Source organism: Nitrospinota bacterium, from assembly GCA_027619975.1.
Taxonomy (GTDB): domain Bacteria; phylum Nitrospinota; class Nitrospinia; order Nitrospinales; family VA-1; genus JADFGI01.
This window is the reverse complement of sequence record JAQCGX010000007.1, coordinates 65,789-82,844: the sequence shown is the minus strand read 5'-3', so window position 1 is coordinate 82,844 and position 17,056 is coordinate 65,789. Positions and strand designations below refer to the sequence as shown.

General features: G+C 48.6%; 16 protein-coding genes. 10 read left to right on the top strand and 6 right to left on the bottom strand.

The window, feature by feature from the left end:
• Positions 1-58: 58 nt before the first annotated feature.
• The 4 genes from O3C58_03985 (at position 59) to O3C58_03970 (ending at position 2,885) form a co-directional block, all read left to right on the top strand.
• The gene (locus O3C58_03985; GenBank protein ID MDA0691022.1) at positions 59-1,060 is read left to right on the top strand and encodes a polyprenyl synthetase family protein; all 1,002 of its coding nucleotides are present in this window, start codon (positions 59-61) and stop codon (positions 1,058-1,060) included.
• Positions 1,061-1,175: 115 nt separating this feature from the next.
• Positions 1,176-1,694: an AmmeMemoRadiSam system protein A gene (amrA, locus tag O3C58_03980; GenBank protein MDA0691021.1), complete on the top strand. Its 519-nt coding sequence runs from the start codon at positions 1,176-1,178 to the stop codon at positions 1,692-1,694.
• Positions 1,691-2,188, top strand: coding sequence for a hypothetical protein (locus O3C58_03975; protein MDA0691020.1), 498 nt, complete (start codon positions 1,691-1,693; stop codon positions 2,186-2,188). Before amrA ends, O3C58_03975 begins: the two co-directional genes overlap by 4 nt.
• Positions 2,189-2,219: 31 nt before the next feature.
• Positions 2,220-2,885: an adenosylcobinamide amidohydrolase gene (locus tag O3C58_03970; GenBank protein MDA0691019.1), complete on the top strand. Its 666-nt coding sequence runs from the start codon at positions 2,220-2,222 to the stop codon at positions 2,883-2,885.
• A gap of 209 nt (positions 2,886-3,094) precedes the next feature.
• Here O3C58_03970 and O3C58_03965 read toward each other — a convergent pair whose 3' ends face one another.
• The 5 genes from O3C58_03965 to O3C58_03945 form a co-directional block, all read right to left on the bottom strand.
• On the bottom strand, positions 3,095-5,806 hold the full coding sequence (locus O3C58_03965; GenBank protein ID MDA0691018.1) for a CoA-binding protein: 2,712 nt from the start codon (positions 5,804-5,806) through the stop codon (positions 3,095-3,097).
• 43 nt (positions 5,807-5,849) lie between these two features.
• Positions 5,850-7,121 (bottom strand): carboxylate--amine ligase, encoded by a 1,272-nt coding sequence (locus O3C58_03960; GenBank protein MDA0691017.1) that lies wholly within the window; start codon positions 7,119-7,121, stop codon positions 5,850-5,852.
• Between the two features lie 255 nt (positions 7,122-7,376).
• A complete protein-coding gene (locus O3C58_03955; GenBank protein ID MDA0691016.1) occupies positions 7,377-8,201 on the bottom strand; it encodes an aldolase/citrate lyase family protein in 825 nt (274 codons plus the stop codon).
• Entirely contained in the window at positions 8,198-10,453 is a 2,256-nt protein-coding gene (locus tag O3C58_03950) for an ATP-grasp domain-containing protein (protein ID MDA0691015.1), read from the bottom strand. The genes O3C58_03955 and O3C58_03950 overlap by 4 nt, the downstream gene beginning before the upstream one ends.
• Before the next feature lie 256 nt (positions 10,454-10,709).
• Positions 10,710-11,198 carry an ion channel gene (locus tag O3C58_03945; GenBank protein ID MDA0691014.1) on the bottom strand — a complete coding sequence of 163 codons (489 nt, stop codon included), beginning with the start codon at positions 11,196-11,198 and terminating at the stop codon, positions 10,710-10,712.
• Between the two features lie 491 nt (positions 11,199-11,689).
• Between O3C58_03945 and O3C58_03940 the strand changes: the two genes are divergently transcribed.
• The 6 genes from O3C58_03940 to O3C58_03915 all read left to right on the top strand — a co-directional run bounded on the left by O3C58_03940 (position 11,690) and on the right by O3C58_03915 (position 16,438).
• Positions 11,690-12,484, top strand: coding sequence for a zinc-dependent peptidase (locus O3C58_03940; GenBank protein ID MDA0691013.1), 795 nt, complete (start codon positions 11,690-11,692; stop codon positions 12,482-12,484).
• 171 nt (positions 12,485-12,655) lie between these two features.
• A complete protein-coding gene (locus O3C58_03935; GenBank protein MDA0691012.1) occupies positions 12,656-14,188 on the top strand; it encodes a YifB family Mg chelatase-like AAA ATPase in 1,533 nt (510 codons plus the stop codon).
• A 391-nt stretch (positions 14,189-14,579) separates the two neighbouring features.
• A complete protein-coding gene (locus tag O3C58_03930) occupies positions 14,580-14,858 on the top strand; it encodes a hypothetical protein (protein MDA0691011.1) in 279 nt (92 codons plus the stop codon).
• Between the two features lie 90 nt (positions 14,859-14,948).
• Positions 14,949-15,542 (top strand): HAD hydrolase-like protein, encoded by a 594-nt coding sequence (locus tag O3C58_03925; GenBank protein ID MDA0691010.1) that lies wholly within the window; start codon positions 14,949-14,951, stop codon positions 15,540-15,542.
• A gap of 207 nt (positions 15,543-15,749) precedes the next feature.
• On the top strand, positions 15,750-16,247 hold the full coding sequence (locus tag O3C58_03920) for a hypothetical protein (protein MDA0691009.1): 498 nt from the start codon (positions 15,750-15,752) through the stop codon (positions 16,245-16,247).
• 11 nt (positions 16,248-16,258) lie between these two features.
• Entirely contained in the window at positions 16,259-16,438 is a 180-nt protein-coding gene (locus tag O3C58_03915) for a hypothetical protein (GenBank protein MDA0691008.1), read from the top strand.
• Between the two features lie 23 nt (positions 16,439-16,461).
• Here the strand turns inward: O3C58_03915 and O3C58_03910 are convergent, their stop codons facing one another.
• A complete protein-coding gene (locus O3C58_03910) occupies positions 16,462-17,034 on the bottom strand; it encodes a hypothetical protein (protein ID MDA0691007.1) in 573 nt (190 codons plus the stop codon).
• Positions 17,035-17,056 lie beyond the last annotated feature (22 nt).

The window sequence follows — 17,056 nt, the reverse complement described above, 5'->3', positions numbered from 1 at the left end:
AGCATCCCCCCAGATCGTTCGACCATATATAAAATATTCCAAAAACGGTAGGTCATATATGGATTTTAACGCGGTAACAATACAATTCAAAAAAGAACTGGTAAAGCTTGAGGAAGCCATCCGAAAGAACTATGAATCGGACGTTCCTCTGATTCCCGGCATCAGTTCTTATCTCATGGATGGAGGGGGAAAGCGAGTCCGCCCCCTGCTGACCCTGATATCCGCAAAACTCTGCGGTCGCGATATTGACGACACCGTCATCAAGCATGGCTGTGTTGTTGAATACATTCATTCAGCCACCCTTCTGCACGACGATGTTGTGGATGAGACCACCGTCCGGCGTGGGCATGAAACCGTGAACTCCAAGTGGGGAAACGACGCCAGTATTCTGGTCGGAGATTTTTTAATCTCGCGCGCCATCCTCCTCCTGGCTGAGGATTGTAACGCTAAAATTATCCGCGCCGTTGCCGAAGCCACCCGAATTCTTGTCGAGGGGGGGATTCTCGAATACACGCACGCCAGAAAGCTTCAAGTCAGCAAAAAACACTGTCTCGACGTGATTTACCGGAAAACCGCATCCATCATTTCCGTGAGTTGTGAGATGGGCGCGTTATTGGCCAACGCCAACGAAGAACAAGTGCATTCCCTGATCACTTTCGGCAACGATTTTGGCATGGCCTTTCAATTGGTGGACGATGCCATGGATTATGAAGGCGATGAAGACCTTCTTGGCAAACCTCCAGGCACCGACTTTAAAGAGGGGCATGTCACCCTGCCGTTGTTGCACGTTTACGAAAACGGCGATAACGCATTGAAAAAGAAAATCGAATCCTTTATCCAAAACGAAAATATCACCCAAAAGGAATTCGAATACATTTTGGAACGCATGCGTGAGGTCAAATCCGTGGAATACACATTGAACCTTGCCCGTGAATATCTGGACCGAGCCAAAAACACCTTACTAAAAACTAATTTCCAAAATCCAGAATACCGCGAACATTTGATCACCATCGCGGATCATACCGTCGATCGATACACCCCTGCAAAGATCTACCACTAGCAAAACCAGTTATACTCCAAAACCCCGATTCAGGCTGAACACAGAATAATTAGTTGCGCCACTCCAAACACAGCGTATCATGGCCATTGGAAAGTAATTTAACCAAATTGGGCGTATGGAGACCAACCCACATCCTTATGTAACCCTTGCGATCCAGTCCGTTCGGCATTATCTGGAGCACGGCGTTCCCCTGCCCTGCCCCAAAAACCTCACAGAGGACTTTCAAGACCCTAAAAGCGTGTTTGTGACCATCAAAAACGGCCCCAATTTAAGGGGATGTATTGGCGACCTGACCCCGTTCCACGACACCCTGGCAAAGGAAATCATCCACAACGCCACCAGCGCCGCCAGCCGCGACCCGCGTTTTCCTCCCGTATCCCTGGAGGAATTACCCGACCTGAAATTTTCCGTGGACGTGCTCACTCCCCTGGAAAAAGTCGAGGATATTTCGCAACTGGACTGCAGGCAATTCGGCTTGGCGGTAAAATCTGAGGAAAAACTGGGTGTCCTGCTACCCGATCTGGAAGGCGTGGACACCGTCCAAGACCAACTGCGGATCTGCCTCAAAAAAGGCAGGATCGATAAAGATGAACCCTTTGATATGTACCGCTTTGAAGTCGTGCGGTATCATTGACCCACTCATTATCCTTTTTCATGCAATTCACCTTTTCTCTCAATTTTAACCGAAGTACGATACTTTTCAGCGGACTCCTGGGCTTGATCCTGATGGTCGCTTTTTTTTCGATTCCGCAAATTTTCGCGGACTCTCTGGATTCAGAGCGGGCGAAGGATTGGATACGCCGTCACCTGAAAACTAACATTGCTCTGCGGCACATGCAGGAAATGAAAGCGGCGGGTCTGAAGTCTCCAGATAAAAACATGGCCGAACGGCTGAACGCCGAGCTGGAACAATTCGAACGGACGCAGTTCATTTCCGTGGAAGTGAAACACTTTCTCTTTGTGCCGACGCTAATCACCTCATCGAGAATGTTTGTGGTAAAAACCGTCTTGCGCCCGGAAAATAAAAAAGAGGAAACCCTCTATTTTTCCATGAGCGCTCGCAATAATTTGTTTGATTTCTTCTGGGTCGCCGAACAATCCCAATGGATGTGGTATTTTTCGATATAAATTACCGCTGTGAATAAGAGAGAAAAAGGCCGTGGAAATCCATAATCCTGAAACCGCTTGTTCCAAAATCAGCACCACCCTAGCAAAAAATACCCTGATCATAAAATTTCCCGAACCCTGGCCCGTCCTGAGCTGGGCTCCCCACAATGGAGGCAACATAACTTCTTCCTGCGTGTTCAACCATCAATTGGGGAAGTTCGATGAAAAAGATCTGGACTCCATATTTAACAACGTCACCAATTCTTTAAACTTGCCGAAGGATGCCATCGGCCTCATCACCGGAGCCGAGATCCAAAACTATCGGGAATGCGTTTTAACCCATAATTCGTTGTGGGTGCATGGCATCGTGACCGTGGGTCTAGCCAATGCGCGAACCGCAGGAGATGAGGCGGACGTGCCGTTTCAAACCCCTCCAAACCCGGTGGGAACCATCAACCTGGTACTGGCCTGCAACGCCCTACCGGACATTTCAGGAAAAATTGAGGCCGTGCATGTGGCAACCATGGCCAAGGCCAGGGCTTTACGGGACATGGACGTTATGAGCGAAAAATCGGGACTGCCCGCCACAGGAACCGGAACCGATTGCATCGTGGTGGCCGGCACGGGAGAGATCCAAGAAAATTATTGCGGCATGCACACGGTGTTGGGCGAGTTGATCGGCAAAGTGGTTTATCGGGTTATTACCGGGGCTATTTAGGGGAGTGGTTAGGGGTATAATGTCATCAAATAAAGGACTGTTTTTTTCGTCATAAAAAATCCCCTGCCGCCCTTAGACTTGCTCAGGGTGACAGGGGATTTTTGAATTAATACTTCAATATATTTTAGTTTTTCAACCTCCCCTAACCCCTCTCCTTCGACAGGCTCAGGATGACAATCTTGGTAAGGAGGGGGAATCAGGGAAATCAATCAGCCTACATAAACAACCTGGCTCGCAGGGGTTCGCGTGTCCATGTTTTTGCCGCGGTTGGTGTGATCGTCGATCTCCGCCGCGCAGCCGATCATCCGGCCAAACAGGAAGGTGGCGAAACTCGCGGTTTCGATATCCTCTTCCTTCAACTTCCCGGCTTTGTATTCCGGCCACACCATTTTCAGCAGGATGACCGCAATCACCGCATCGATGTTGACGCAATACACGTTACTGCTGACCTTGGCCTTGAACAGCGCGTTGACCAGGCTGTGGTAAAAATCCAGGAACACGTTATCCAGCCCCTTTTCCTTGAACAGGCCGCTGACGAATACTTCACGCGGGTCCACGTTGACGTCTTTGCCCTTGAAAATGGGATGGTTGACGCACGGGATTTTGGCGTAGTCGAGATTGCCGATGGCTTTTTGTTTGTCTTTATAGCCTGCATACTCTTTGGCAACCTTCATCGCGATCGCATCCAGATCAATGCCGTGTTTCTTATCGGAAGCGCTTTTTAAGTTTGTATCCTTGAAGTTCTCGATCAGAAACGCCGCCGCTTCGTAGCCGTTGCCGCCGTGGGCAAAGCCGGTATGCGTCAGGAAGCCGATATACGCCTTGTTGACCTGAACACGGTCCGGCTGCTCAGGCCCATCGGCGCTGACTGCCCCCTTGGCTCCCTGAGCGGAAATCGTTCCTGGACCGTTGGTAATGATGAGTCCTAACAGAACCTGAAACTCAAACAGCTCCGTCTCCCCAGGCTCTTTACCCATGAGTGCGAGGAACGCGGTTTTGGTGAAACTGTTAGTCAACAGGTCCTCGGTTTTAACGCCGCAGAAGCTGTCTTTCAACTGCCTGTCGTGGGTCGCCGTGATCCCGACCATGGTGCTGTAAATTATCGAATGCCAGGGCAAACGCACCAATGACTCCTTGGGGATTTTTTTGCCCTTCATGCTGTTCCATCCCAAAGTCAGCCAGATAGCGGCCAGCAGGGTATCCGCAGACACATGGCCTTTCTGCTTTTTGGCAAAATCCTGAACAAAACTGATGAACACGGATTTCCCGGCTTTATTTAAAGCATCCGCCATCTTTCCGGCACATTCATCCGCTTCCTTGCATACAAGAACATCTTTGTATTTCTCTGCTTCTTTCAACTGAGCGGAAGCGTCGAAGTCTTCTGTAGGGTCCGTCATCTTGGCAAACTTGAATAAATCCACCAGAACCTGCGCCGCATCCATGGCTTTCTGGGCTACCTTTTTACCAACGATGCCGATTGCCGATGCCGCAACCGTGTTGGGAGAGTTGCCGTTTTCTCGGGATGCCGCCGCCGCCACCAATGTCGGCAATCTGAACTGATTGACCCAGGCATTGAGCGCGATATTAGCGATTTTTTCTCCATAGGCGTCGGGGTATTGCTTGACCAGAGCAAATGCCAGATTGGCTTCGAAAGTTTTCGTCGAAGCATCCAGAATAGAGGTGTTGTGGATTTTGGAAACCTGGGTTTTCGGGTCCATCATGGACGCGCCACTGGCGTCTTTCAGGGTTTCCCTGCGAAACTGGGCCCCCACCTGCTTGTCCAGCGCTTCGATCTGATCGTTGTAAGGGCTGAGCGCCTCGACAGTCGGAACATCCAATTCCTTGGGCAGACTCAATCCCTGATTGTTTCCCATCCAGCACTTCAGCGCCAGATTGCCCTTGGAGTCGAAGTCGGGTTTGGTGCCATTGGCCGCCATCACTGCAGTCAAAGCTTCAGGAATATGGGCGATGTTGGTGACCAGCGCACCTTTTTTGGAAAATATAGGTTTGTCAGGAGTGTAAATGCCGTCAACGCCAAACATTTCCATGAACCATTTTTCTTTTGCGAATGCGTCATCACCCGATCCCGCCAAGGAGCCCGCATGACCGCAGGCTTTGGTCAGTTTCGCTTTCCAACGGCCAACCACACAGGCGACGATTGGCTTGCTGGATTTGAGATCACGCTCGTAATACCCGCCCGGCTCTGAATACATAACCGCCGCTTTGGAACGATCGTCATTTTCCAATGCGTATAAAAATTCCTTGGGACCGTACTGGATGTAAACGTCCTTGCCGCTGGAAACCGAAGTCGTCGTTCCCCACCCGCCCGTAGAAAGGTAAACCGCAATGGTGGTGGTGAAATTTCCGGAGTTTGAAAACAGAGCGACCGATCCTTTGATCAAGGATTCTTCCGGATGACTTCCGCCCAATGCGCCGCCCACCCGAACGTGGTTCCAGGCATCGGCCAGGCCTAAGCAATTGCCGCCAAAAAGATCGACTCCGTTGGTCTGACAAATAGCACGCATGATGCGGGCATCTTTAACGGAAACTTTTTCCGTGAGAATGATGGCTTTTTTCAGATCGGGATTGGCGCGAACCGCTTCCGCCACCCCGTCCTTCACCCCGGATGGGGGAAGATAGATCACGACTGTATTGAATTTGTGACCTGCCGCCATGCCTTCCTTGATGGAATTATAAACCGGAATTTTCCCGATTTTTGTTGGCAGAAATTTACCCGATTTGCCCGGTCCGGTTCCAAAAACGATGTTGCCGCCGGAATATTCGTGGCTGATCGGCGTGACGGTTGAACTCTCATTTCCCAGAATATTCAAAACAACGACGCGGTCATCCGCAGTCGCAAGCTCGCTCAAATTATTGATCCCGACATAGTAAGGAAACTCTCCAACACCTTGCTTATGCATACCAAAAACCTCTCTTTTGAATGGGGCTTGAAAAATTAAAAATTTATTTAATGTTCATTTGGGCTTTGATCTGTTCTCGGCCGCCATTTTTCATCCACTCATTAACTTTGAGAGAATAATTGATGACTTCCGACATGGCGCTGTCGTGACCAAAGAAGCGATAAGGAACTCCCAAAGAATCCAAAATGTCTTTAAAGTAAGACATTCCCCGAATCAAATTAGGTCCGCCCCGGCCAACGACGACAAACAATGGAATGGGACCATGCGTTTGAAAAAACCAGCGGAGTCCATCGCCCATCGCCCGAAACGTTTCATAGATATCCGTGTTGTTGGCCTTACCGCCGATAATGAACAATATATTGGACTGGGGAAGCCAGTATTTGAATGTGATTTTGGCAATATCATTCATCTTCACATAAGGGGGATTGCCGCCAAAGTCGGATGAAATCGTCGCGTCTTCACCGAGTAACTCAGTCACCATAGCGTTCGCCCCGCCGCCGAAGGTCGGCGCAGTGATGGAGCCTTCATCGTTCATAACGAAAACGTCACTTTGTCCCTGATAGGTGCGAAGCTGATTGATTTCCTGCTCAAACTCGGAATAGTCGGACACAAAAAGATGACCGGGCAGTCCCAATCGTTTCCAAGCCGGGTCATCCTGATCGAAAGCGGCCTTCAAATCGCAAGCCACCGGGGTGAGGCGGCCCCTGTCATCGGGCATCATGCGGATCGGATTGATTTCGAGAAGGATCATTCCATAGTTATTATACAAATCCCATAATTTCGGCAGGTTCTGCACCAGCGGGCTGATGATCTCCTGGGGCGCACCCAGGCTGGCCAACGCGTTGGATACGTGGAAGGCTTTGAGGCCCGTCAGCGGATCGAAAGGAACATTGGCGATTTTATCCGCATCCAATTCCTCGATGTCCACTCCACCGTGATGGGTGATGGTCATCATCGGCGCCCGGTACTCGGTGCTTTCACTGATGGAAAAATACACTTCATATTTTGCCGGCACCGCGCCCTCGTAAGTCACGCCATCCGATTTGGTAACGGCCAGGCCGTCTTTGTGTTCGGCGAAATAAAGACGTTCCTTTTCTTTAAGGGCCTCGGTGATATTTTTAGCGCGTCCAATCAAACCCGACTTGCCTTTTTTCCCAACCCCTCCTTTAAACACAGGCTTGATGAAAACTTCACCATGCCTGCTGATCATTTCCTTGATTTCATCGACGCTGAGTTCCGGCCCCCGGACCTCGGAGTGAGGATATTCAACAAGGTCCAACAACTTTCTGCCCCAGAGCATGCCGGTTAACTGCATTTTATTCTCCTGCTTAGCATAAAAAATTAATCAAGACTCTACACAATCGGTAGATACCGTTTTCGGAATAGATTTTTCCAGTCCTAATTACTATGAAGAGACCCGTTTAGAGTCGCCCTCAATTTTAATTTTTTTGTTTAAGGTCCGCGGCAAGGTATTTTATGGAAAATGCAAATTTTGTCAATATTTTCCTCACGATTTTAGTTTGAAAATTTAGAACTTGCTGCGATGGGAATTATTAATGAACAGGAAGGATCAATCTACAGGAATATCGGCCAGCCGGGTTTTTAATTGACGGGCGCGAAATTTTTCTTCGTCTCGGGAAATGAAACCCTTGCTAACGTCGTGTTCCAGCATTTTTAACTCAAAATAAAGCGTTTCTGTCACCGCAGTCCGATAGCTTTGCCCCGGATGCACGGAAAATGTCACCATCCGGGTGTTGAAATGATGCGGCTGGATATCCTGAAGGATGGTGTCAATGGTATCAGGCGCGATGCCGCCGCCTACGGAAACATTAATATTTTTGGCTTTAATTTTTACAACCGTTTGTTTAACCAGGCGTTGTACCTCTGGGTCCGAGCGGTCCTTTTTGAGAGATTGAGACAAGTCACTGCAACCGATGGTGATTTCATCCAGAAAGGCGGCTTCCGGGGATGCAAGAATATCGTCCAGCTTCTCCACCGCAGTCACGGTCTCGATATTGATCTGCTTGGCAAGCCGTTGCATTTGCATGGGCGTGGTGAAATCCCTTACCGCCGTCAGAAAATTTTCCAACCCGTAAACCGATTCCACCATCGGCGCGATCAAACCGTCGATGTTCATTGCCAGCAACTGTTTGATATCATTGCGGGCGTTGGGTCCGCCGATTTTCACCATGACCGGAAGAATGCCATCCGCCAACTGCGTCCAAAAGGCGATCTGGTCAAAGGACATGGCCGCATCTTCGGTCGATAGTTTCAGACAACTGGCGCCATACTGGTTTTTCAAGGTGCGCATGGATTGAATCAGCTCCAAACCATCCTTGTGCCTGTTTTTCGGGACCACCTTCAAAACTTGCGGCGGGTTATTATGTTTCATCATCGCTCTCCCTTGGCATTGCGAAAGATCACCGATGGGTCGATTGCATGGATACTGGCGCATCCGGTGAGAATCATGGCTTTTTTTAATTCGTCGCGTTTCTGGTTGAGGTAGAATTCCACCCCCTCCTGCCCCGCCCCGAACGCCGCGATACACACAGGTCTGCCGATCATGACAGCATCCGCCCCCAGAGCCAGCATCTTCAGGATATCCACCCCTTCGCGAATGCCTCCATCCACCAACACCTTAGCGCGGCCTTGAACAGCGGCAGCAATCTCCGGAAGCACATCCGCCGTTCCCGGCATGGTGTCCATAACTCTGCCGCCATGATTGGAAACGACAATGGCGTCCGCCCCGGCTTCAATGGCCGCCAAAGCGGACTCCACATTCATGATTCCTTTCAAAATGAAGGGAACGGATAAATGAGACTTCAATTCGCGTAGTTCCTCTATCGATTTGGGACCCACTGCCTGCCCCTTTAACGCCATCGTTTTAAAGGAAGCCGCATCGATGTCAATTCCCACGGCGATGGCCCCGGCATCCTCTGCCGCCTTGAAGCGGGTGATGATTTCCATGTTGTATTCGCGCGGCTTGAAAATGGGGATGCCCAGCCCTCCCCGCTTCTTGATGGCTTCCAGACCGATGAGATATTTTTGCGGACTGGCGCCGTCCCCCACCATCCCAAGCGTGCCACTGGAAATACAGCCCTCCAGCACCGCATCGGCATAGGCTCTTTCGTCCATGCCACCGGCCAGATTAGTCTCCATTCCCGTGATCGGCGCCGCCAGAATAGGAAGGGAAAGCTTTTGCCCAAAAAGCTCTATCGAAAGATCAGGAAACTTGACCTGATGGATGGTGCGCAGGTTGATTTTGTAACGAGCCAGCGCCCGCAGGTTTTCCGTAAACGATTCTCCCGTCCCGATGCCGCCAATGCCCGGAACCTTGCCTCGACACTCGGCCCCATCGCAGACCACGCAGGCTTTGCAGGCGATATAAAATTTCTTGCGCGCGTTGTTGCGGATGATGTCCCAGGTCAGGGAGTGCGACTCCCCCACTTCGATCTGAATCGTTTTCCTTGCCAGATCATTGATGCGAATGGCCTCTTCACGGGTTTTAGCGACAGTGATCACATAACCTGTCTTGCCGAGGTTGCTTTTCATCTCTTCGGCCCGGTCCCCGGCTTCCTTCATCAGGATGATTTCCTTCACGCCTTTGATTTTCCTGGCATCCTCAACTCCCTTAATAGAAAGGATCTTTCCTGGTGGCGGAATCAACGCCCGCTCGGCGGAAACCAACGAGGTTTTAGGTTGCAAATCCGTGGGTCTTTCTCCCAAAGCGATCTGAATCGCTCCTTTAATAAGGTTCACCCCGGAGGATAACGGAAAAGTGTGTGCAGACATCCAGCCGCCGCTCAATCGGGCGGCCATTTCTACAATTTTTGGGCCGCTTCGAGTCATTTTGATGTCCCCCTTGGCGGCGCCAAGGTTGATGCCAATCGCACGCACTGCCTGACGAAAAACCTTCATCACTTGCTGTTGCTGGTCCAGTGGCAGGTTGGAGGGCAAGGTATGACCCACTTCAACGAAATACGGTGAACGTTCTATATGACGATCGGCGATGCCCATTATCTCGATCTGACCGTCGAAGACCAGGGCATCGAGGCTCAGTTCCGGCCCTTCCATAAATTCTTCGATCAGCAGTTTTCCACTGATGGAGGCTTCCTTGGCTTCTTTAAAGGCGGGGATCAAGTCATCAGCACACAAAATCTTTTTGACGCCACGGGCTCCCATATTGTCGCAAGGCTTGATGACTAAAGGAAGTGGCATCTCATGGACGGCACGCTGGGCTTCCTCGATAGACCAGATCGGACGAAAATCCGGCACGGGAACACCATGCTCGCGTAAACAGTGGCGCATTTTAATTTTGTCCGTCGCCCGCTCCGCCACTTCAAAGGGAATGCCGGGAAGGTTCAAGGCATCGGCCACGGCGGCCACCGTCTGCGAGGCGTCGGTGCCAAGGGTCATCACCCCATCGAGCGGGCAGGTCTGGTGAAATTCTTTGGCGGTATTGACCGTCAGATTGATATTGCGGGTGCTGACGACTATAGGGTAATCCGCAATGAGCATGCCCTCGGCCTCAGGGTTGTAATCCGTGACCGCCACCTTGAGCCCCATCGACTTCGCGGTTTTGATCGCCGGAACCTGGAATAATCCCCCGCCAATGATCAGGAGGTGTTTGGGTCGTTCAGCAGACATTTTGTTCCATTCAATTGGATTTATAAAGTTTCTGTCTTGCGCAACACAGATAAGGACCAAAAAAAAGGTTAACCAATTAGTTATCGGCTAGTTGGTAAAAATCCTTTAATGCATTAGGGTTTGATGAACATACCTTAAATTTCAGGTAAGTAAGTTAATGAGAAATTTCTGTTACACTTCCGCAAATTTAAGGAAATTGCCTGGAAAAGGTCTAAGCGGGAAAGGTCATTTCATTCAAAGAAAATTGTCTATCCCATCATTCTTTCGTTTCTTTGCCTTTTATCTTCTCGACGTGTTCGATCAGGGTGTCCACGGTTTCTCTCAACAGATCGAGTTCTTCGATGGTCAGGTTGTCCAGCTGTTCCAAATTGTATTCGATCGTGTCGATGATTCTTTTTACCGGTCGTTGCATTGGCCGCATGAAATAGGTGGTGATGGTTGCGACGATGGTGCCGAAAAAAAGCCCCGAACCAATAATAATCCAGATTCCACCAATTAACTTGGCCCAGCTGGATTGCGGCGTGTCAGCAATGCCCGCTGTAGAAAATGCAGCGACCCCCCAATAAAGAGCATCGCCAAAAGAGGTGATGGTGGCCCCTTCCATTTCTCTTTCGGCAAAATACACACCTCCTGAAAATAAAACCCATAAGATGATCAGGGAATAAAGCATTGTAAAAAATGGCGTGTGAATAAAAATATCGTTGATGAATCTTTTCAGACGGGTATTTCGGTTTTTACTTTTCATTTTAGATTCTCTCATTTACAAAGAGCCAATCGAATTGCTCCAAGGTGCAACATTTAATATATACATAGACATCTGTGGATTCATTGAAAACCCGTTGCGTTTTCTCACAGGTTCTTCGGGCCGTACAGCGACCACTGTTTTCCTTAAAAATTTTATACTGAAGGTCATTTTCTATGAGTCGTTTCCCAGAGAATAGAATATTCCTGAGCTGTTTACCATGTAATGAATCGGGGGTTAACCCCGCAAGTCAATCTTTCTACAGAGAACAGGTTATAAAGTTTTCCTGAAAACTCTTTTGCAAACTTGACCCACCTCAAAGTGTGCTGTACGGTTGCCACGAGTTTCAACTGATCTTTCACAGTAAAAGTGGACACGAAGAAAGTAATGGATACAATCATTTTTGGAGGTGTTCAAAGGGGAAAGAATCGCGGGCAATAGACGCAAGAATTTAAAGTAGAAGCGGTGCGTTTAATTGTAGGAGGTTAAATTTTATGTGGCATTGGTTTCGTGATGCTCGGCGAAAAAAAATACTGGCCGCTCCTTTCCCAAGCGAGTGGGAGAGGCACATTCAAAATAACATTCAATATTATCAACACCTCAATAATGAAGAAAAAAAGCGCTTGCAGGATCTCATCCAAATCTTTATTGCCGAAAAGTATTGGTTGGGGTGTAATAGCCTCAAATTGACGGATGAGATTCGCGTCCTAATCGCCGCCCATGCCTGCTTGCTGATACTCGCGTTGCCAAACGATAATTACCGCAATGTGAAATCCATTTATGTTTATCCTACAACAATCTTTTCTCCTGAGAGTTCAACAGGATTTTTTGAAGTTCGCACGACCCCGGTGCGTGGCCCGATACCAATTTTAGGTGAAGCCCATTATCACGGCCCGGTGATACTCGTCTGGGATGAGGTGAAAAGAGAAACCCGGCATCCTGAACACGGTCATAATGTTGTCTATCACGAATTCGCTCATAAACTGGACATGCTCGATGGCAGTGCAGACGGCACTCCCCCGCTAACAACTCCTGAGGAATATCAGCTGTGGAGTGAAATATGTTCCAAAGAGTATCTGGAGCTATGTGACAAGGTGAAACACGGCAAGCCTACTTTTTTTGACAGTTATGCGGCAACGGATGAAGCTGAATTTTTCGCGGTGGTGACTGAACATTTTTTTAGTAAACCCGAAAACATGAAACACTATCATCCAAAACTTTATCAGGTTTTACAGAATTTTTATCGGCAGGACCCGGCACAGAAAGTATTTACCAATCAGCTTTCTTAGCCTAACTGGCCTGCCCCATCGAAAGCTAGCCATATTGCCAGCCAATAGCCTGAAATAAATGTTTTTATAAACATAACTCAATATTGTTAAATATCTTATTTTTACCATCACATTATAGAGGTGGCAATCAACCTTGAAAATATTTCCCCAATTTAAAATTTTAAGGACCTTATGGTTTCACTGATTCATAGCGGAGCGTTGTCGGGGATCGACGGCTATCTGATAGAAGTGGAGGTTAACCTTGCGGCGGGTCTTCCCGGTATGTCCATCGTCGGCCTGCCGGATGCGGCGATCAAAGAGAGTAGTGACAGGGTCACCGCGGCCATCAAGAATACAGGGCTGGATCTGCCGCTTCACAAAATCACCGTCAATCTCGCTCCCGCCGATATCCGCAAAGAAGGTTCCGCCTTCGATCTTCCCATCGCTCTCGGCATTCTCGCCGCCAATGGTTTGATCCGAAGCGAACGTTTGAAAAAATTTGTGATTTTAGGCGAACTCTCCCTCGACGGCAGAGTCAAACCGGTACGTGGCATTCTATCGCTTGCGGCCATGGCACGGGATCAAGGCATGGAAGGCATCCTTCTTCCTGCCAGCAATGCGGCGGAAGCCTCCGTTGTCGAGGGAGTGAACGTGATCCCGGTTGAAACCCTGCCGCAAGCCCTGGAATACCTTAACGGCGAATTGGAAATTGTGCCCACGCAATCGAAGCGGAAAGAAGAGTTTGAAGACTTTTCACGCTATGAGGTGGATTTCAACGACGTCAAGGGTCAACTGCATGTCAAACGGGCGCTGGAAATCGCCGCCGCTGGAGCGCATAACATTCTTCTTATTGGCCCTCCCGGAAGTGGCAAGTCGATGCTGGCCAAACGGATTCCCACGATCCTCCCATCTCTGGCTGTGGAAGAGGCCATCGAAACGACCAAAATCCACAGTGTACTGGGAATGATCAAAAACGGGTCCGGGCTCATGCGGCAACGACCTTTCCGTTCCCCCCACCACACGGTATCAGACGCAGGGCTGATCGGTGGCGGGCGTTACCCCATGCCGGGAGAAGTCTCCCTCGCGCACAACGGCGTTCTGTTTCTGGACGAACTGCCTGAATTTAAACGCAACGTATTGGAGGTGCTAAGGCAACCGCTGGAAGAGGGAGAGGTTTCAATATCCCGGGCGGCGGGATCGCTGAACTTCCCGGCAAATTTCATTCTGGTAGCCGCCATGAACCCCTGCCCCTGCGGATACAAATCGGACCCGAAACGGGAATGCACCTGCAACCCCTTGCAGATAAAAAATTATGTCTCCAAAATATCCGGCCCCCTCCTGGATCGAATAGACATCCACATTGAAGTGCCGGCCCTGGAGTACAAAGACCTTTCCGCCAAAACGGGAGGCGAACCTTCCCATTTAATCCGGGAACGGGTGGAGCGGGCAAGGGAAGTTCAATGGCAACGCTTCACTGATGCCAAAAATTATTTCAACGCCGGGATGAAACCCCATCAGCTTAAAAATTTCTGCGCACTCGATGAGGCTTCCAAAAAAATAATGGGCCTGGCCATTGACAAACTCGGCTTGAGCGCTCGCGCCCACGACCGAATACTAAAAGTTTCCCGCACCATCGCCGACATGGCCGGGGAGAAAACCATTCAGTCCAACCATGTGGCGGAAGCCATTCAATACCGGACGCTCGACCGGGCGGGAATGATCTGAAAGTTTAAAAGTTCCAAGGTCTCCCCAACTTTCCTTATTGCACTATCACCTTCCTCTATCCCCCCAATTTATCCTTCCCTTTTGCGAAAATCCAATCGATCTACTAAAAAATCACTGTATTTCGGCCAGTATTCTGCAAACCCGCAGGAAATAAATTAGAAACCCTCCTTTCGGTCCCTATTATTTAAAACCTCTGAGAAACCGCCGCTTATTCGAAAGTAAAATTTTACGGAGCCTGAGGAGACAAGTTTACAGTGACTTACGAGAAAAATAAGTTTTCAATAAGATCAATTATCCTTTAAAATCAATAGCATAAATAGTTTACGGCATCCATTGTCACCCTTAATGTAATTCTAGTCAACATGACTCCGACTGAAATTACTCGCTTTTTATGACAATAAGAAAAATCCTGATCTCATTTTTACTGATTTTTTCCTTTTGCGGAGAAGTTGTTGCGGCTGAGCAACTTTCTCTTTCGCGAACCATCATCGCTTTATACGACGGCATAGAGAATCCAATTATAAGGGAAACCCGAATCCACCGCTTCGTCCAAATGCCCTTGAACCACCTAGGCCTGAAACTGAAATTTATCGACATTCATAAAGATCTGCCGTCTTTAAAGGAACTGGAAGATGTTCGCGGCATCATTGAAAAATGCCCGCATCTTTGAGGGCACTAAAATTTTTCATTTGTATTTCCTCGCCTTGCACCCGATAATCAGACCCTTGCTTTTGATCCCAGCCATTAAACACACATTTAAATGACCCAAACCATTCCCGTCCACAACCCAGGGTCCCGAGAGGGATTAACATCAGCCAAAGTCCTGCGCTTTCTTTTACTGGCTTTCAAGCCGCAGTACCTGAAGGCCTATCTTGCAGTCCGAAGGTTTGAAGACATCCCCATTGACACACTTTTAAAGGATGGGGTGCAGGGAGTTTTGCTGGATGCCGATGGAACTCTGGGTCCGCACCACGCAAGGCATTATCTTGAAAGTGTGGTGAACAAGGTCATGGAAATGGCTGGCAAAGGATTGAAAGTTGCTATTTACACCAACTCAGACAATCAGCTGTTCCAGCAATTTCAGGGAATCGAAGTGGTGCGGGAAGCCTATGCCAAACCAGATCCCAGAGGATTTGATACAGCAATGAAAATACATCTTGGGTTGGACGACCCCTCAAAGGTCTGCATGGTTGGGGATAATTTCATCACCGACGGCGGCGCGATTTCTGCTGGCATGCGATTCATTTACGTCGAGCCCGTCAAAGGAAATGAAGGGCTTGTGCATTCCTCAACTCGATATTTTGGCGCCCTTTGTGCGCGATTTTACTATGGGGATCTTTTCAAAAATCTCTAGCAACAAACTCCCCCAACCTGCAATTTACCGAACCTGGACAATAAAAGACCCTCCTCACCGGCTTTCGACTTCCTGGATTTTAATAAATTCAAAAATCGGTTTACATCTTCTCAAATATAAGAATAATAAGATGAATCCAGAATTGGCTTTTCTCAAATGCCCTGGTGAAACCAAAAATTTATTTTTTTGAAAGGAAAGTCCGTTTTCATGAGGATCCATCAAATTAAAGCATACTGTGCGGAAGCCAGGAAAATCGCAGAGTTGGAAGGAATCACTGAAGGTCTTGCATTTCTAATCGGGGACAAATTTTCCCGAAATCTTTACGAGCTGACCAAATGCCAGAATAAACTCAAGTTCCTGTATCCGGGAAAAGATCCTTTCCAAAAAGTTCCGGCTTCCCTTGGCGAAAAATCCCTGCGCTTGAATTACGCCTTGACCATCAGTTCCAATTACGGAGACACTCTTGAAAAGATGGACCGTTTGGACGAAATCCAGAAAAATTTCATTCGCGAAATCAAAGCGGTGTTCGACCCAAAAGAAATTCAGGATTTCCTGAGTTCTCATCCCCGCCTGGGATTCAAGGAGAGATTGGTCTTCAATGAAGAAACAGGACGGGAGGAGGAAATAGAGTTTTCAGCAGAGGATATTCGATCAGAGGTGGAGGATATTTATCTTGTAGAGACGATGAAAAAACTGTTCCTTTAAAGAGCTGTGCCATGTTAGAGCCCCAAAAACCACCCCCCATATTAAAACAGCGCACCCGACTGATTCTGGCCTTCATCATTCTCTGCGTATGCACGGTCTTGATACTATTCACAGGACCGGGGTTTGGGTTTGTCTGGCAGGTGATCCTTTCGGGGATTTTATTTTTTTATCTGTTCTGGCTGATTACCTGAGACCGCCCAGCATCCATGCAGAATCATTGCGAAGCAAACATAAGGAAACCCACCAAAACCACAACGGACAAAATCAGAGACCCAATACTCAACAGCCGCATGCGTTGCATATTTTTATCCGAGTCCTCCTTGAACTCCTCAAGTGCGGCCTGAACTCCGCGTTTTACTTCTTCCGTAACAGAAGCCATCACCTGATTTTTTACCAGTTTCACCTTTTCAACGATGATTTGATCCAGCTCCCAGAGGATTTTTTTGGTTAATGCCGGCGCTTCTTTTTGAATTTCATCCTTAACCGCCAACACACTTTCCTCTTTCCACACATTCATTTTCTTGTCGATTTCTTCCAGCTTGACGCGAATGACCTTCTCCAGCTTGGGATCGATATTTTCCTGAATTTTTTCCAGACTGTCCCGACTATTTCGGATCGCTTCGTGCAGACTTTCCTCGATTTCTTCTTCCAGCGCTTCTTTGCGAGAGTCTACGTGTTCCGTCAAAATATCCAGTTTTTCCTTCAATTCAGTGATGACGCGAAAGTTTTCGCGTGCCTGCCTGATTTCCCCCTCAAAATTATCGGGGGGAAGTGAGTTTTCTCCCATCAAATAGATTCCTTTATTTTTT

What these genes read in the sequence shown, in the direction of transcription:
- O3C58_03985 (MDA0691022.1), top strand. Translation starts at nt 59, where the DNA reads ATGGATTTTAACGCGGTAACAATACAATTCAAAAAAGAACTGGTAAAG.
- amrA (MDA0691021.1), top strand. Translation starts at nt 1,176, where the DNA reads ATGGAGACCAACCCACATCCTTATGTAACCCTTGCGATCCAGTCCGTT.
- O3C58_03965 (MDA0691018.1), bottom strand. Translation starts at nt 5,806, where the DNA reads ATGCATAAGCAAGGTGTTGGAGAGTTTCCTTACTATGTCGGGATCAAT.
- O3C58_03960 (MDA0691017.1), bottom strand. Translation starts at nt 7,121, where the DNA reads ATGCAGTTAACCGGCATGCTCTGGGGCAGAAAGTTGTTGGACCTTGTT.
- O3C58_03955 (MDA0691016.1), bottom strand. Translation starts at nt 8,201, where the DNA reads ATGATGAAACATAATAACCCGCCGCAAGTTTTGAAGGTGGTCCCGAAA.
- O3C58_03950 (MDA0691015.1), bottom strand. Translation starts at nt 10,453, where the DNA reads ATGTCTGCTGAACGACCCAAACACCTCCTGATCATTGGCGGGGGATTA.
- O3C58_03945 (MDA0691014.1), bottom strand. Translation starts at nt 11,198, where the DNA reads ATGAAAAGTAAAAACCGAAATACCCGTCTGAAAAGATTCATCAACGAT.
- O3C58_03940 (MDA0691013.1), top strand. Translation starts at nt 11,690, where the DNA reads ATGTGGCATTGGTTTCGTGATGCTCGGCGAAAAAAAATACTGGCCGCT.
- O3C58_03935 (MDA0691012.1), top strand. Translation starts at nt 12,656, where the DNA reads ATGGTTTCACTGATTCATAGCGGAGCGTTGTCGGGGATCGACGGCTAT.
- O3C58_03930 (MDA0691011.1), top strand. Translation starts at nt 14,580, where the DNA reads ATGACAATAAGAAAAATCCTGATCTCATTTTTACTGATTTTTTCCTTT.
- O3C58_03925 (MDA0691010.1), top strand. Translation starts at nt 14,949, where the DNA reads ATGACCCAAACCATTCCCGTCCACAACCCAGGGTCCCGAGAGGGATTA.
- O3C58_03920 (MDA0691009.1), top strand. Translation starts at nt 15,750, where the DNA reads ATGAGGATCCATCAAATTAAAGCATACTGTGCGGAAGCCAGGAAAATC.
- O3C58_03915 (MDA0691008.1), top strand. Translation starts at nt 16,259, where the DNA reads ATGTTAGAGCCCCAAAAACCACCCCCCATATTAAAACAGCGCACCCGA.
- O3C58_03910 (MDA0691007.1), bottom strand. Translation starts at nt 17,034, where the DNA reads ATGGGAGAAAACTCACTTCCCCCCGATAATTTTGAGGGGGAAATCAGG.